Consider the following 17885-nt stretch of genomic DNA (forward strand, 5'->3'; position numbering starts at 1 on the left):
TTGATAATCAATGAATTAAGGTATCGTGGATATCTGAGTAGTTACATTTAATCTTAACGCTGATGAAAAACAGGAATATGCTACAAAAGTGGCTTATCATTCTTTTCTTAGGCTTGATAATCCAAGCGGTTTCCGCACAGAACATTAATGTACATGGTATCATTACCGATGAAACAGGAGAAACAATGATAGGTGTATCAGTATTGGTTAAAGGAACATCAACCGGAGTAGTTACCGATGTAAACGGTAATTTCTCGCTTTCTGTTCCGAAGAATAGTGTTTTGTCGATTTCTTATATCGGATATAAAAGTCAAGAAATCTCCATAAACGGAGCTAAAAAACTGAACATAGAGATGGAGCCAGAGGCTCAAAATCTGGACGAAGTCGTTGTCGTAGCTTACGGACAACAGAAGAAAGTCTCGGTTACAGGTTCTATGTCAAGTATTAATAACGAAGCATTGCTGAAGTCACCGTCAGCATCTTTGGGTAACGCCATTTCCGGTAAGTTGCCGGGGCTTTCTACGGTACAGTATTCAGGTCTTCCCGGTGCTGATGATCCTGTGATTTTGATTCGAGGTCAATCTTCATTCAATGGTTCATCGCCTTTGATTTTGGTGGACGGTGTAGAACGTTCGTTCACGCAGATTGACCCGAATGAGGTTGCCGACATCACCGTGTTGAAGGATGCATCCGCTACCGCTGTGTATGGTGTGCGTGGTGCTAACGGTGTTATTTTGGTAACCACCAAGCGTGGTGAAGTCGGTAGAACTAAAGTATCCGCATCTACCTCATGGGGTGTACAGAGTGTGACCAACTTTATTGATATGGCGAACTCCTATACCTATGCTACCGCTTATAACAACGCCCGTATTTCGGACGGTAATCAACCGGCTTTCCAGCCTGCTATTATCGATCACTTTAAGAATCACGATAATCCGCTTCTCTATCCGGACATCGATTGGATAGACTATGTGATGAAAGACCGTGCTTTGCAGAGCCAGCACAACATATCCGTATCGGGTGGTAACCAGGTGGCACGCTATTTCGTGTCAGCTGGTTTCCTCGACCAAGATGGTTTGTTCCGTACTTTCGACAAGGATCCTAACACCAACTTCTCATACAAACGTTACAACTACCGTGCTAACTTGGACCTTTCTTTAGGTAAATATCACGAACTCTCCATCAACCTTGGTGGTCGTGTTGAGAACAAGCACAGTCTTAGCAGTTCGGAGGAACGTATCTTTGTCTATTTGATGGATGCGCAACCTTTCTCCGGTGCCGGTATTGTAGATGGCAGATGGGTACTCGCTAATAGAGATCTTATCGACCCGACGGGTCTTGAAAATATCGTGAGTGGTATTGACGGTTTGGACACGTTCTATGGTCAGGGTTATACTTTTTCCTCTACTAACGTGTTGAATGCCGATATCATCTACAAATTGAACATGGATTTCCTGACCAAGGGATTGGATTTCCGTGTAAAGGCTTCTTACAACTCTTCTTATGGGCAAACAAAGAACCGTACATGTGGTAAGCCTGCTTCTTTCCGTCCTTATCTCACAGAGAATGGCGAAGTCGTTTATCAACGTTCCGGTGACTACTGGAATCCGGGTTATAGTGAGTCTGCATGGTCTAACCGTGACTGGTATGCTGAGGCAAGCTTCAACTACAACCGCACGTTTGGCTACCATAACGTAGGCGCTTTGTTGCTGTACAACCAGTCTAAGACCTACTACCCCGGTTCTTATACTTCTATCCCCTACGGTTATGTAGGTTTGGTTGCACGTGCCACTTACGACTATAAGCACCGCTATATGATCGATGCTAACATGGGTTATAACGGTTCTGAGAACTTTGCCGAAGGCAAGCGTTTCGGCTTCTTCCCCTCTGTATCTGTTGGTTGGGGCATTTCTGAAGAGAAATTTTGGGAACCCATCAAGTCAGTGATCTCTTACTTGAAGATACGTGCATCTGTCGGTACCGTAGGTAACGACAACTGCCAAGGCCGTCGTTTCCTTTACCTGCCTTCTGCATGGGGCATTTGGAACGGATATTTCTCCAGCATGCAAGATTACCAAGGTTATAACTTCGGTACCACGAACAATACTTTTTTGAACGTGGCACGTGAGATGTCTTCTTCTTCACCTGATGTAACTTGGGAAACCGCAGTAAAGTATAACATAGGTTTCGATGCGAAGTTCTGTAAAGACAAAATCGGCTTGAATGTTGACCTGTTTAAGGAGAACCGTAAGGACATCCTGATTTCTAACGTGAATATGATTCAGTCACCTACAGCTGTCCGTCCTTCTTACATCAACTATGGTCGCGTAAAAAACCACGGTTATGAGGTGACTTTGTCTTACTCCGACAAAATTGGCGAGGACTTTTCTTTCACTATCTCTCCCTCAGTATCTTATGCCAAGAATAAGGTTCTTGAATATTCTGAGTTGAAGCGTAAAGACAAGTTGGTGAAAGCCGATAGTTATATGGGTCGTAAATTAGGTTTGACCGAAGACCGAGTGGTTTCTCCGGACTGGACCTATTCAACCGGTCATGCCATTGGTGCCCGTCGTGGATATGTTTTCTTCGGCCTTTACGAGGAAGGTGTAACTGAAGAGGCTTACCGCAACGCTTATGGAACGGATATTCCTCAGCAGCTGGTTCCTGATTTGAAGAACGGTGATGCTGTTTATGTTGACTTGGACGGTGACGGTTTGATTTTGGAAGAGTACGACCAGATTTACTCTGAAATTACGGATAACCCAAAATATGTATTCTCTTTGAACTTCGATTTCCGTTATAAGAATTTCGACTTTACTATGTTGTGGACGGGAGCTGGCCAGGTGAACCGTATCCTACAAGGTCCTTACCGTAATCCCTTCGGTGAATCTCATCGTTCCGCTTTGATGCAGTGGGTGTATGATAACTCTTGGTCAGAGGATAACCCCAGTGGACATCTGCCACGTCTTACCTTTACCAATGAGAAGCAGAACCGTGCTAACTCCGACCTTTGGTATCAGGATGCCCGTTATATCCGTCTGAAGAACTTGGAGATTGGCTATACGCTGAGAAACAAGTCTTGGTTGCCGAAAACCACGAATATGCGTTTCTACCTAAACGGTACCAATTTGCTGACTTTTACTCCGTTTGATGCCAACGACCCTGAAAATACAGGTGGTGGTTCTGGATTTAGATACCCGCTGATGCGTGTTGTTAATTTAGGCTTGAAAGTTAACTTCTAAATAATTGTATATGAAAAAAAGAAATTCAATAAAATCCATACTGCTGCTGACGATCATCTCTTTCGTGGGTGTAGCTTGTGTGGACGAGATTAAGTTCGGAAATGCGTTTCTGGAGAAGGCTCCGGGAGAAGACGTGAACGAAGATGTTATTTTCTCCAAGAAGGTATATACCGATTATTTGTTATGGCAGTGCTACGAGGGACTTTTTACTCCGTTTAAGAATTGTTATGCAGGTAATGGACAATTTGAAACCTTGTCCGATATCATGCACTCTGAAGAGGGATGGGACTCTATGGGGCGTTTCCATTATACAGGTGTTTTGTCTGCCTCTAACGCTAACCCGGGCTGGTTGGTTGCCCGTGCGGCTTACATTACATCGGGGGGGATGGAGAATATGAGTAATACAGCTTTTCGTTGCATTTGGACCGGCATACGCGACTGTTGCTTGCTGTTGGATAATGTCGACCGCGTGCCCGATATGACCGATGCGGAAAAGGCACGTTACAAAGCCGAGGCGAAAGTGATTATGGCAAGTAAATATTTTGACGGTATTCACAATTTTGGTGGTCTGCCTATCGTTGATCATGCACTCGCCGCAGACGAAGTCTTGGAGAAACCGCGCTCTACCATTGAGGAAACCGTAACATTTGTTGTTCGTTTGCTGGATGAAGCCATTGCCGAACCTGAATTGCCGTGGAACATTCCCACTTCAGAATTGGCTACTTGGGCAGGACGTGTTACCAAAGCTTCGGCATTGGGTATTAAGGCAAAATTGTTGAACTATGTGGCAAGTCCCATCTTCAATAGCGATACTCCGTATTGTGTTGAAGAGCCCCAGGAGGCTGTTAACGCCCTTCAGGTGTGGTATGGTAATTACGACGTGAAGCGTTGGGAAGCTGTGGTAGATGCGTGTGAAGAGTTCTTCCGGATGAACTCCGCCAACGGTAACTATTACCAGTTGGAAGAGGCAACTACTCCCGATGAAGCTGGCTATCGTGCTGCTTTCCGCAAGGCATACCGTGCCCGTGGTAACAGAGAGTCTCTGCTTGAAGTACATGACCGTGTATATATGTTGGAGTGGGATAACCAACCTGGCGGTTTCTGGCATGATGGTGGTATCGCTCCTACCTTGGAGTGGATGGAAATGTTCCCGTGGGCTGATGGTAAGAACTACGATGGACAGAAATATTACAATCAAAGACCCGCGCAGAAGGATATCTTCGAAAAACGTGACCCCCGTTTGTATGAATCTATCGTCGTACAAAAGCGTGACTATAAACATCAGATTTATGGTGAGGATAACCCCATACAGTTGTGGGAAGGTGGTGAGTTCTTGACTTCCGGTGGAAGATATAATTGTAAGCCTTGGGGATTACCTACTTATAAATTTGTATTGGATTTGGGTGATGCTATTCAAGGTGGTAAAGGTACTATTGATAAAGAGCCTTTCCAAACCTCTTATATTCGTTTGGCCGAGCTCTATCTGATTTACGCTGAGGCATTGGCAGAGACTGGTAACAACGTAAAGGCATTGGAGCAAATCAACAAGGTAAGAGCCCGTGTAGGTTTAGGTAAACTCGAAGTAATGAACCCCGAATTGAGCTTGACTACCAATAAGGAGAACTTAATAAAAGAAATCATGCGTGAACGTGCTTGTGAATTAGGATTTGAGTATGAAACCCGTTTACACGACATGAATCGTCGTGTCATGGAAAAAGACTTTAAGAAACATCTGCATGGAATCCACATCTATCGTTTGGATGATGATAATGATTTGGTATTGGAGAAATGGACGAAAGATAGCGGCGATCCTTTCCCGACTAAATTCTTATATGTGCCATATGACCTGAATGAAGGAGATGCTACAGCTGTAGGTTATACTATAATAAAAGATGGAAAGGAGTCAAAGATAGAATCACCTACGGGAATGACTGCAAACCCACGTTTTGTTTGGGAACACCCCGAACGCTGGTCCAATAAGTGGTTGCTCGTTCCGCTGCCACCTGATGAAATTAATAAGAACTATGGTTTGACACAAAACCCGGGATGGTATTAAAATCTTAATTCTAAAATAGCAAACAATGAATAGAAAACATAAAACACTAAAGTGGGGCATAGCTTTGGTATCGTCTATGCTCACTTTAAACTTGTCGGCGCAAAGTTCGCTTATAGACTACCAGTCCGATAAGGTTGATTTAGGAATGGGTGTTGAGCAGAGTCAGATGTTGACTACCGCTTCCGTGGAGGTGGTTAGTGGCGATGAGTTGCAAAAAACGGCCGCTATTTCTTTGAAAGAGGCTCTTTATGGAAAATTGTTGGGACTTACGGTGTTGCGTCCAGGCGGAACGGTCAGTGACTACAGCTCCGGAGCAGTATTCAACATTCGTGGTCAGCAGACTACGACGGAGAATGGTGTATTGGTGCTGGTAGACGGCATCGAGCGTTCTATCGAATATTTGACTGTTGACGAGGTAGAATCGGTTACGGTATTGAAGGATGCTGCCGCTGTGGCTCTTTTAGGCTATCAGGGCGTGAACGGTGCTATCTTGGTGAAGACCAAGCGTGGTGTGGAGGGACGTCAGATTTCTGTATCTTACGATCATAAGTTCACGTTCAATCCAAAAGTGGCTAATTTTGTAGATGCTCCTACCTACGCTAATGCTTTGAACCAAGCGCGTGTCAACGACGGTTTGGCACCGATGTACAACGATTATGAGTTGCAGGCTTTTGCTGACGGTACTCATCCCTACTACTATCCGAACGTTGACTGGAAGAAAGAGGTATTCAAAAACTACGGTTCGGAAGACCAATTCAACCTATCCATGAAGGGCGGTAACCAGAAGTTGAAATATTTCTCTATGTTGGATTATACTGATAGCCGTGGTTTGTTGGATAAAACAGATCAAGAGCAATACTCTTCACAGATGAGATTCTCTAAAGCCAATATCCGTACCAACTTGGACGTGCAGTTTACTCCGACAACCAAGTTCGTTTTGAATGCGGTGGGTAGTTTCGTAGAGACCAAACGTCCTTACGGTGTGACCGAAAACGGTTTGACCGACCTGCTTTATCGTACTCCGGCTTCCGCATTTCCGGTAATGAACGACCCGGAAGGTAAATTGGCAGGGATTTGGGGTGGTAACACTACCTATGGCGCTAACAACGTGGTCGCACAGGTTCGGGCTTCCGGCTTTACGAAGAGCCACTCCCGTTCTTTCCAAGGTGACTTCTCGCTTATTCAGAACCTGGACTTCATCACGAAGGGACTGAGTGTGTCGGCACGTTTGGGTTACAATAACTTCTCTCAGATTTATGAGACCAACGCGTTGGGTTTTATGTATGGTTACGAGCGTTATCGCTTCGACGAGGCCGGGCATCCGACCGAGCTAATAAACTACTCTGCCGGTGACAAAACCAACAACTTGACCTTCGATCATTGGACCAACCAGCACAACCGTTCTTCTTTCTTGGAAGTTTCGACTGACTATCATACTTCGTTCCGTGACGATGATAATTTCTCTGCCTCATTGATATGGCACCAAAAGAACTCCACCTATAACGACCAGTATATGACTTTCAACCGGATGAATGTGATGGCTTACCTGCACTACGATTTGCAGCAGAAGTATGTAGCCGACTTGGTATTGGCGATGAATGGTTCTAACCGCTCCTATCCGGAGAAGTGGTCGTTTTCTCCCACTTTGTCTTTGGGTTATGTATTTGCCAACAAGGAGGACAACCGAATATTAAACTTCGGTAAATTGCGTTTCTCAGCCGGTATTCAGCACACCGACTATGTGCCTATTCAGGGATTGTGGCTAGAGAACTACAATGGAAGTGCAGGTAGTTATCTGACAGGCCTAGGTGACGGTTCATGGCAGTGGGGTACGTTTCTCGGTTACCAGCCTACCAAACGCTTTAACTTGGAAACGGCCTATAAATTCAATTGGGGGGCTGACCTGCGCTTGTTCAAACAGGTGGATGTGAACTTTGATGTTTATTATCAATTGCGTGACGATATCCTATTGTCGGGTGACGGTTTGAATTCAGCTGTATTCGGTAGGCCTTCCGCTTACGTAAACTGGGGACGCGTAGCTAGCTACGGTGTTGAACTGGGTGTGAATTGGGTTAAGCAGATGAACAAAGATCTCTCTTTTAACTTGGGTTCTAATCTGACTTGGGGACGTAATAAGCAGAAACGTAACATTGAGAACGTGGCTTATGACTATTTGTCAGCTATCGGTGGACGTGTAAGCCAGGCGTGGGGGCTGGAAGTAGTCGGTTTTTTCAAGGATGAAGCAGATATCACCGCTTCACCGCAACAGAACTTCGATAATTGCCGTCCGGGTGACTTCAAGTATAAGGATCAGAACGGCGATAACGTCATCGATGAAAACGACGTGGTGAAAATGGGGTACGATACCAGCGTGCCGGAACTGAACTTTTCATTGAATCTGGGTTTCCGCTACAAGAACTTTGGTATGAACGCCATGTTTCAGGGTGCAGGTATGTATACCGCATACTTAGGTACGGTGGGTGTATGGACTCCGATTATCGACGGTGCCAACCTTTCTAAAGAGTATTATAACAACTGCTGGGATAGAAGCGAGACCCCGGTTTATCCGCGTCTGACTTCACGCACCAACCTTAACAACTACCGTGGTAACGATGTTTGGTACAAAAATGTGAACTTCTTTAAACTGAGAAACTGCGAGGTATATTACATGTTGCCCGAAAATTGGATTTCTAAAGTGAAGATGTCACAATGCAAAGTGTTTGTCAAAGGAGAGAACCTGATGACCTTGTCTAACCTGAAGGCGATGGATCCCGAGAACATCGGTACCAATTTTCCGACTTTGATGGGAGTTAACTTAGGAGTTTCTGTAAAGTTTTAACGGATAAAGAAAAAACAGATATGAATCGAATTAAAAATATATTTTGTGCAGTAATACTCTCCGCATTTACAGTGAGCTGTGTCAATTTGGACTATACTGAGGTGACTACAGCCGATGAGGAGTGGATATATAAAAGCCCTATGTATGGTATCCAGAAATTGGTGTACAACATTTATGCACGTGTACCCAATGGTTTTGAGAAAAACTACGAGGGCGGTAGAGGGGCTACGCTGGCGGCTGCCACCGATGAGGCAGAGTGCGCATTGTCTTACTCTTCAGTTCACCGTTTCTACAACGGTGGATGGAATCCTAACAATCCCTTCTCATTTACGTGGAGCAATTCGTATGCGGCTATCGCCGAAGCGAACACCTTCCATGAGAAGCGCGATAAAATCAATTTGGACGAGTATAAGAACAACCTGGACTTCGAAGCTATGAAAAAGAAGTTCGAGCTGTTTGAGTATGAGGTCCGTTTCTTGCGTGCTTATTTCTATTTTGAACTGGTCCGTGCCTACGGTGACGTGCCTTTCACGCTGAAAACGTTAACAGTGGAAGAAGCGAATAGAATCGAACGTACTTCAGCCATTGCCATCATGGATTGGATTGCAGAAGAGTTGGATGCCATCGTTGAATATCTGCCTATCTCTTTCACCGATGAGTTGAGCCCGGAAACAGGTCGTGCAAACCGTATGATGTGTTTGGCGCTGAAAGCCCGTACATTGCTTTATAAGGCTTCTCCGTTGTTTAACAATGAGAATAATAAAGAGTGGTGGCTGGATGCCGTCAGAGCTAATGGTGAGGTTTTACTCCGTGCGCAAGAGTGGGGCATTGGTTTGGACAGGTACTCTAAGATTTGGGGACCTCGCAACGGTGACGGCATCGAGATGATTTGGGCCATTAAGCGTGGTACCAGTAACTATTGGGAATCGTACAACTACCCCATCGGTGTGGAGAACGCCAACGGTGGTATGTGTCCTACCCAAACTTTGGTCGACAACTATGAGTATAACGATGGCAGCAACCAGACCTTTGGCGAGCGTCATTCCAACACAGTGATTAACCTCACACAAGAAGACCCCTACGTTGGTTTGGATCCCCGCTTTTTTATGACGGTAGTGAAGAACGGTGATATTTGGCCGAATTACAATCCTAATCCTATCGAGACCTTTATAGGTGGATTGAACGCTGCGCCGATTCATAACTCCACTCCGACAGGCTACTATCTACGGAAGTATTGCGATCCCAACGTGAGTCTGGCAACGAACAACCCCACCACTTCTCCTCATGCTTGGGTAGTGATGCGTTTGGGTGAGTTTTACCTGAACTATGCGGAGGCAATGTTCCAATACTATGGCGATGCTGAAGCAAAGGGCGAAGGCGGCTTCTCTGCTAATGATGCTATCAACCTGTTGCGCGATCGTGCCGATGTGATGATGCCTCACTGGAACGGAACTCCTGCCAACTGGTTCGAACGCTACAAACGCGAGCGTATGGTGGAGATGGCATTTGAGGACCAACGCTTTTGGGACGTACGTCGTTGGAAGTGTGGTTCGGAACTGAGTGAAATCTCCATTGCCGAATTGCAGAAGAACGCTTCAGGTGACATTATCCTGACACGCAAGCAGGAGCAAAGACGTTGGGAAGATAAGTATTATCTCTTTCCGATTCCTTTTAGTGAGTATAACAAGAACAAGTATTTGGGACAGAACCCGGGTTGGAACTAATAAAAATAAAGCATAGATTATGAAGCAGATTATAAATAAATTGGCTATTCTCTTTTTGGCATTGGTATCCTGTTGTGCTTGCTCGAATGACGACGAAGAGCAGAATGCGAGATTGTCTGTGGTGGACTTCTATCCCTCAATCGTGATGGAAGGGATTAATCTGACTGTGGTTGGTACAGACGTAAAATCGGTAAAAGAGGTGGTTTTTCCCAGTGGCGTTATAGCTACCGATATTACCGTAAAGGATGAATATTCGTTTGAAGTTACTGTACCCGCCGGAGTATCGGAAGAAGCAGCACCCTTGATTGTGAGAGGAGAGGGCGAGGAAGTTTCCAGCCGTCAAACCATACGTCGCGCCAAACCGGCGTTTAATTCTTTTCTGTTCACCGACAAGAAAGGTGCTGCCATCAATACTAAGATGTCGATTTTAGGTAAAGATCTATTGTTTGTCGATGCCGTAGCTTTTATGGTTAATGGAGAAAAGCGTATGGTAGATAACAAGCATTTGCTACGTAAATCGAACGATGATATCAAATTTATAATTCCTGACAATTTCGAGAAAGGAGATGTAGTGTCACTACAGCTCATTTTCAAGAATGGTGAGACAATGGACTTGGATGAAAAAATTGACATCGTGATACCTTGGCAAAATCCGTTCGCATTGTGCGACCCGATTACGGATGAAACTTTCATGATTACTGATTTCGAACATGAAGACCCTGCAAACGGCGTAAGTGATATAAAGGCAAGCGGATTTGTGGCTGTTCATGAGGAACAATCAGAGGATGATTTCTTTTGGAACAATACCTATATTTATACGGCAGAAGATACAGGCAGTGGCGATTTATTTATTTGTCATGTGCATGGAAACCGTCCTGATGGTGATTTAAAAATGAATGAGTATGAGATTAAGCTTGACGTGAGAATTGACGAAGGTACGTTTGGTGCTTCTTTATGGGCTGGTCACTTCGATTTGGGATGGACATGGTGTTGGATTGGTAACTTCTTCCCCGAATCAACCGACGGGAAATGGATAACCGTTAAGTGCAAAGTCAAAGACTTAGGTATAGGTGGAGATTTTGATACTGGACATCCTATGGGACAGTGGGCATTAAGTGGTCTGATTGGTCCTTCTCTTCCAGCCGGAATCAGCCTTGACAACTTCCGTATGGATCCGCTTCCTGAAGATTAATCGTTGCAACATTTATTCATGTCGAATCTGTAAAAAAGAAAAGAATATGAAATAATGATTATAAAGTGGCAACAGAGGTGAATATCTTTTATCTCTGTTGCTGTTTTTAACGTTTTGTTATTAAAATAATCAATAGAGATAGACCAAAGAATATGAAAAGAATCATTTTAACTCTTATCTGTTGCCTCTCTATATGGGGAGTATCGGCACAAAATAAATCGTTCGACGGACTGGACGTGCACATGGGCAATCTGTTCCGGCTGTCTGATGCCAAGACCCGCTCCATCTGTCCCGAAAATTTTACTGGTGAGAAAGGTAAAGGCGGTATGGCTCAAGTCTGTGACCGCGGGAAACGGAACATTGCCAATGCGGCATATGCGGCAAGAGACCTTGGTGAAGGCTGGAAAGTGAATCCGTATATTATCATAAATCCCAAAGAGACCATTACCATTGCTGAAATGGAAGGACCGGGTGCCATTCAGCACATCTGGATGACCCCTACCGGAAACTGGCGCTTCTCCATCATCCGCATTTATTGGGACGATGAAAAGGAACCTTCTGTGGAATGTCCTGTCGGTGATTTCTTTTGTATGGGCTGGGGAATATATGCTCCACTTTCTTCTTTGGCAGTCTGTATCAATCCCGGCAGTGCTTTCAACTGCTATTGGACAATGCCTTTCAGAAAGAAATGTAAGATTACAATTGAGAATATAGATGAAGAGAAAGCAATGAATTTATATTATCAGGTTGATTATACATTGACGGATGTACCTGAAGATGCGGCCTACTTCCATGCTCAATGGAGAAGAACGAATCCCAATCATACATCAGACTATACAATTGTTGACAACATTAAGGGAAAAGGACACTTTGTCGGTACTTACCTTGCATGGGGGGTAAACAACAATGGATGGTGGGGAGAAGGAGAAATCAAGTTCTTTATGGATGGTGATAAGAAGTTCCCTACAATATGTGGCACGGGTACAGAGGATTATTTCTGTGGCTCGTACAATTTTGACCGGGGAGGTCAATACAAAGAGTTCTGTACTCCTTATGCCGGTCTGCATCAGGTGATCAGACCGGACGGTACTTACAATTCCCAGCAACGTTTTGGATTGTATCGCTGGCATATTACAGATCCTATTCGATTTGAAAAAGATTTGAAAGTTACTATACAGGATTTGGGCTGGCGTGCAGGTGGTCGTTATTTGCCTCAAAAGTCAGACATCGCATCTGTTGCATTTTGGTATCAAGCAGAGCCCCATAATAAGTTCCCGGAAATGGTTTCTTGGGAGGAACTTGAAGTAAATTGAAAAGTGAAATGTTATGAGATATTCAGTTTATATATTTTTACTATTGTTCCTTTTATACGGATGTTCATCGTCGAGTGTCCGTGAGCAATATGGCTTGAAGTTGAAAGAATTTCCCATTGATTGTGACTCATTGATAAAGTCGATAGAGATAGATAGGTTGGGAGATGCAGAGTTCTCATCGGAAGTTACACAAGTGGATGAAAATATAGTAAAAGTACATATCCGTTTCGACCTTAAGGATACAGTCAAACAGGATGATTGGCAGGTGCAGATAAAGCCGGCTTTCAAACCTGAATTCAACTGGGCACCTCATTTGACTCCTACAGTTAATAATATTATTGACCAGCATGTTTTTCGTTCGCCTGCGCTTATTGCAACAGACCAACAACGGGGTATCGTAATCATACCTGATTTGGATATACTGTCTAGGTCTGGTAAAAATAGGTGGTATATGGATATGGATGCGGAGAATAATATCCTTTCGTTGGGTATGTCTGCAAGCAAGGTATCTGACCATGTATTATATGAACGTCAGCCTGGAGCAGTTTATGAGGGTGGTATTGTGGAATATGGATTTTATATAATCAAATATACGGAAAAGCAAGAGTTGGCAAATCCATTTCGTCTACCATTGCAGTTTATGTGGAACAAATGGGGACACGATCGATTGGTGAAATTGTCTTCTGAAGATTTTGAGCCTTATGTAAAATATACCTATAACTGGGCGTTTAATACTTGGGAAAAAAGTGTTTGGCAGGAATTTACACTGAATGGAAAGAAAGTGGGTGCACCTGTATTTATTGTAAATACGACCCAGAGCCCCAATTATCCGGGTGAAGTGAATGAACGGGAGTTTAGGTCCATTTGGAATCAGGCTTGGTTTAGTTCTTTGCGTTCGGCAAGTGGATTGTTCAGATATGCTAGACGGACTGCTGACAGAACGCTGTTGGAAAAAGCGAATCTGACTAAAGAATTGGCATTGTCATTTCCGATGAAAGATGGATTTTTCTACGGTCTTATCGGTACCGATATGTGTGAGGTAGAGATGGATGGAAAAAAATGCAATCGTTCCAAGGGCTGGGACCATTATTTTTGGGGTAATTCCAATCGGAATCCGTTTACGTGGGATGCCAGACAATCACCTTTCCACATTTTGGATATGAGTTGGACTGCACTGCTGATGCTTCGTTGGTATGAAGAATTGGAGAAGGATGCACGCCTGTTGGCTTATGCTGAGACTTATGCACGTGCATTGTTGGGGGTACAATATGAGAATGGATATTTTCCAGGCTGGTTGGATCTGGAAAAATTGCAACCTATGGAGTATTTGAATGATTCTCCGGAAACGTCTCTATCGGTTACATTCTTACTCAAACTGTATGAGATGACAGGGAAAGAAAAATATAAAATTGCAGCTCTAAAAGGTATAGAAGCTGTTAAAGAAGCTATTACAGAAGGACGTTGGGAAGATTTTGAGACTTATTGGTCCTGTTGTAGAATAGGTACTCCTCAATGGGTTGGCAAAAAAGTAACGAGAAATAATATGTATAAGCAATGTAATTTTTCCATGTTTTGGACAGCGGAAGCCTTGTTGGAGTGTTATCGTATAACTGGTTGTTTTGATTACTTGAAACTAGGGCAAAGGGTATTAGATGAAATGTTAATGACACAGGCATCTTGGCAACCGTCGTATATATATGTAAATGGTCTAGGAGGGTTTGGAGTCATGAATACTGATGGTGAATGGAATGATTCAAGAGGAAGCTTATTTGCTGAAGTTATCTTACAATATGGAAAGCTATTGGATATTCCTGAATATAAAGAGAGAGGAATATGTGCTTTGAAAACATCCTTTGAAATGATGTATTGCCCTCAAAATCTAAAAGCAAAGCAACAATGGGAAAAAGTGTGGCCATTTTTTAATGAAAAGGATTATGGCTTTACAATGGAAAACTATGGGCACGGAGGACGCACTTCACTTACTGGAGAAGGTATGGGAGAGTTTACTATTTATGATTGGGGAAATGGCGCAGCTTCCGAAGCTTTTAATCGCATTTTAGATAGATATGGGGCGGAGATATTTCAATGATATTTATATTCTGGTTTTATAAAATGCCAAATTCGTTAATCGTAAAATAGTACAAGTATGGATATAATTTTAAAAAGACTATTTTCTTTTATGGTAGTGCTTTTTGTAGGCGTTTCTATGTTTGCAGGAGGGACTATTAAAAATGTAAAGAAAAAGGCCGTTGATACACAAATGACTGATGAAACGGCTGCTCTGTTATATAATATACACCAAATACAGGGCAAAGGAACAATGCTTGGCCAACACGATGGTGTGTGGATGGAGGAAGGAAAAAAGATAACAGGACATATTCATAAATTATCTGGTAGGTTACCAGCTATTGCAAGTTATGATTTTATGTTTATAACCAATGTAAACAATACAGAAGGCTCTTGGTTTAGAATAAGAGAACATGAAATACGCGAAAGGATTATTGCTGCAAATCGTGAAGGTCTCTTTATAACTATGTGCTGGCATTATAATGATCCATATACACAAAAAACATTTTATACAAAAGAATTGCCGATTGAGGAACTTAAAATGATGTCATTTAAGTCAATACTTCCGGGCGGTCAAAATCATGAACGTTATAAAAAGGATTTGCGGAAAGTAGCAGAATTTTCATCATCTCTTCGTGATGATGACGGTAAATTAATTCCTTTTATATTTCGTCCTTTTCATGAATTTGACGGGGAATGGTTTTGGTGGGGAGCAGCCTACAATGAACCGGAAGAATTCAAGGATTTGTGGAGATTTACAGTACACTATCTGAGAGATATTCTGAATGTCCATAATATGCTTTATGCTTTTTCTCCTGATATAAAATTTGATTCTCGTGAGGACTATCTATTGCGTTATCCTGGCGATGATTATGTTGATATATTAGGTTTTGATGATTATGAAGACTTCAAATATGATAAAAAAAGGACGAATGAGGCTCGGAAGAGGATTCGTATTGTCGGAGCCTTGGCAAATGAGAAGAAGAAACCTTGTGCATTGACTGAAGTGGGATATTTTATTAAAAAGGATAATCCGCAAAAAGTAGACATTAAACGAATGGAATATTTATTAGAAACCATTTCTGATATGTACGAATATCTTTCTTATGCTGTATTTTGGGGAAATGGTGGAGGTGTATATTGTGTACCTACACAAGGTGATGCCGGAGAGGAAGAGTTTAAATCCTTCCTAGGGCAACCATTTATTCTATTGAATGATAATAAGTAAAACAATAAAGTTATGAAAAAGAAACTATTAGCTGTGTTTTTATTCTCTGCTACCACCATGTTGTGTGCACAGACTTTACAAACTTCCAACAAGTATTTTGAAGTTGGAAACTTCAAAGAAGTACATAATCCTGCATGGGGGGTGACTGATGATCCATGGTGTATCAATGACCATACTTTCATTTACGATAAAAAAAAGAAAAAATGGCATGTGATCGGTATAACACATGCCCGAAAAATGGATTATATAAAAGATCCTGGGCTCAATCTACTTCATATTTCGGCAGATAGCCTATTTCAAACTCCGTGGGAGATTCATCCTCATGCACTGACTGCTGATTTTAAGAAATATAAGGAATCGGTTCTTTGGGCTCCTTATTGTGTACATCATAAGGGGAAATATTACATGTATGTGTGTGCCGGATCGCAAGGTGGTGCACATGTTCATGATTCATACCAAATGAATCTTTATATATCCAAAAATTTGAAGAACTGGGAAAGATATAAGCAAAATCCGTTATTTGTGGATGGATTTGATGCACGTGATCCGATGATTATTAGGGATGGTAACCAATGGATAATGTACTATACTGCAAACTCTACACCAATGGGGGGAAATCATGTCATTGCAGCTTATGTTAGTAAAGATTTATTTCATTGGTCAGATAGGAAAATAGTTTTTGTCCATTCCCGAAAAGGAACTTTCGGAGGACCTACCGAGTCTCCTTTCGTTGTGAGACGTGGTGATAAATATTATATGTTTTTGTGTGATGGAGGGCATACGGATGTATATATTAGTAATGATCCGCTACAGTTTGAACAGGCTAACTTGATAGCGGAAATAAATGATTGTCGGGCATCTGAATTAATCAAAGATAAAAAAGGGAACTACTACATCAGTAGCGCCGGATGGTTCGATGGAACATACGGGTTAAAAATAGCTCCGTTTATTTGGAAAGATGGGTTAGATAATGAAACAAACAGTTTAAATCCTTAACATATATATTATGAAAAAACTATTTTTAGTCATATCGGTTTTTATTGGACTATTGTTGACGAATATTGATTGTCAGGCTCAAAAAGTTGGAGGAGAACTTGGGAATCTAGCTGCAATTAAAAAAGGGTTTCGTAATCGTAGAATAAGTAGCACTGATAAAAATAGTAATAATGGTGATTGGATAGATTCAATAAAGCCTGGTGAGAAATGGAGTGTGGCAATCTCAGGTACAGGCATTATTAATCATATTTGGTTTACTATTTCTCCAATGAATATCATGAGAAATAATCTTGTATTTAGAATTTATTGGGATGGTAAATCATATCCTTCTGTAGAAGCACCTCTAGCTGCCTTTTTCGGTAATGGTTGGGATGAATATTATGAGTTTGCTTCTCTTCCATTGGCTGTAGGTCCTCAAGGAGGAACGGGGCTTGTTTCTTATTTCCAGATGCCTTTTGCCAATGGTGCTCGTTTGGAAATAGAGAATCAAAGTGATGAAACAATTTCTCGCCTTTATTTTTATATAGATTATGTGGAAATGAAAAAACTGCCGAATGATTTAGGGCGTTTTCATGCATGGTATAACCATGAATTAACAGATGCATTACCAGAAGGTGAAACTGAATGGGGGTTGGTGGGACCACAAACTAATAATGTAGATGGTGCTGATAACTATTTGTTTGCAGATATTAAAGGTGAAGGACAGTTTGTTGGAATTAACTATTATGTCCATTCTCCTTCACCCATGTGGTATGGTGAAGGTGATGACATGATATTTATAGATGGTGAAGAAAAAGCATCATTATTAGGAACAGGGACAGAAGACTTTTTTAATACTTCATGGTGCCCTAAAACTATCTTTACTCATCCTTATTACGGTTATGCAAGAGTAAATAATGATAATGGTTGGTTGGGAAGAACCCATGTATATCGTTTCTTTATCTCCGATCCCATATATTTTGAAAAATCACTGAAGGGAACTATTGAACATGGGCATAATAACAATCTAACGTTGGATATAAGTAGTGTTGCTTATTGGTATCAGTCTGAAGCTGGTATTCTTCCTCCTGCCCCACCTAAAGCTGACAGAACTCCTAAGGAATTTATTCGGGATCAGGATATGCACCGTTGGAGACATGAATGGAGAAAGAATTCAGGAAATGGATCAAAATTGTGGGGAAATGAGGTGAATGAAAAGCCTAATACATAACAAAGGACTATTAAAACA

10 protein-coding genes are annotated in these 17885 nt (G+C 42.3%); all 10 read left to right on the forward strand.

Features of this window, described 5'->3' with window-relative positions; all coding sequences use genetic code 11:
• The first annotated feature begins 62 nt into the window (after positions 1–62).
• Positions 63–3242 carry a TonB-dependent receptor gene (locus tag K429_RS0111870; RefSeq protein ID WP_044096631.1) on the forward strand — a complete coding sequence of 1060 codons (3180 nt, stop codon included), beginning with the start codon at positions 63–65 and terminating at the stop codon, positions 3240–3242.
• Between the two features lie 10 nt (positions 3243–3252).
• Positions 3253–5298, forward strand: a complete 2046-nt coding sequence (locus K429_RS0111875; RefSeq protein ID WP_022210474.1) for a RagB/SusD family nutrient uptake outer membrane protein — start codon at positions 3253–3255, stop codon at positions 5296–5298.
• A gap of 25 nt (positions 5299–5323) precedes the next feature.
• Positions 5324–8137 carry a SusC/RagA family TonB-linked outer membrane protein gene (locus tag K429_RS0111880; RefSeq protein ID WP_022210473.1) on the forward strand — a complete coding sequence of 938 codons (2814 nt, stop codon included), beginning with the start codon at positions 5324–5326 and terminating at the stop codon, positions 8135–8137.
• Between the two features lie 20 nt (positions 8138–8157).
• A complete protein-coding gene (locus K429_RS0111885) occupies positions 8158–9861 on the forward strand; it encodes a RagB/SusD family nutrient uptake outer membrane protein (RefSeq protein WP_026367063.1) in 1704 nt (567 codons plus the stop codon).
• A gap of 19 nt (positions 9862–9880) precedes the next feature.
• Positions 9881–11053 carry a hypothetical protein gene (locus K429_RS0111890; RefSeq protein ID WP_022210471.1) on the forward strand — a complete coding sequence of 391 codons (1173 nt, stop codon included), beginning with the start codon at positions 9881–9883 and terminating at the stop codon, positions 11051–11053.
• A 152-nt stretch (positions 11054–11205) separates the two neighbouring features.
• Positions 11206–12366 (forward strand): glycoside hydrolase family 172 protein, encoded by a 1161-nt coding sequence (locus tag K429_RS0111895; protein ID WP_022210470.1) that lies wholly within the window; start codon positions 11206–11208, stop codon positions 12364–12366.
• A 13-nt stretch (positions 12367–12379) separates the two neighbouring features.
• The gene (locus tag K429_RS0111900; RefSeq protein WP_026367064.1) at positions 12380–14455 is read left to right on the forward strand and encodes a hypothetical protein; all 2076 of its coding nucleotides are present in this window, start codon (positions 12380–12382) and stop codon (positions 14453–14455) included.
• Positions 14456–14512: 57 nt separating this feature from the next.
• Positions 14513–15661, forward strand: coding sequence for a glycoside hydrolase family 26 protein (locus K429_RS0111905; RefSeq protein WP_081750873.1), 1149 nt, complete (start codon positions 14513–14515; stop codon positions 15659–15661).
• Positions 15662–15673: 12 nt separating this feature from the next.
• On the forward strand, positions 15674–16657 hold the full coding sequence (locus tag K429_RS0111910) for a family 43 glycosylhydrolase (RefSeq protein WP_026367066.1): 984 nt from the start codon (positions 15674–15676) through the stop codon (positions 16655–16657).
• 10 nt (positions 16658–16667) lie between these two features.
• Complete coding sequence (locus tag K429_RS0111915; protein WP_026367067.1) at positions 16668–17867, forward strand: glycoside hydrolase family 172 protein; 1200 nt, start codon at positions 16668–16670, stop codon at positions 17865–17867.
• Positions 17868–17885: the final 18 nt, after the last annotated feature.

Source organism: Bacteroides sp. 14(A), from assembly GCF_000526555.1.
Lineage (GTDB): Bacteria > Bacteroidota > Bacteroidia > Bacteroidales > Bacteroidaceae > Bacteroides > Bacteroides cellulosilyticus.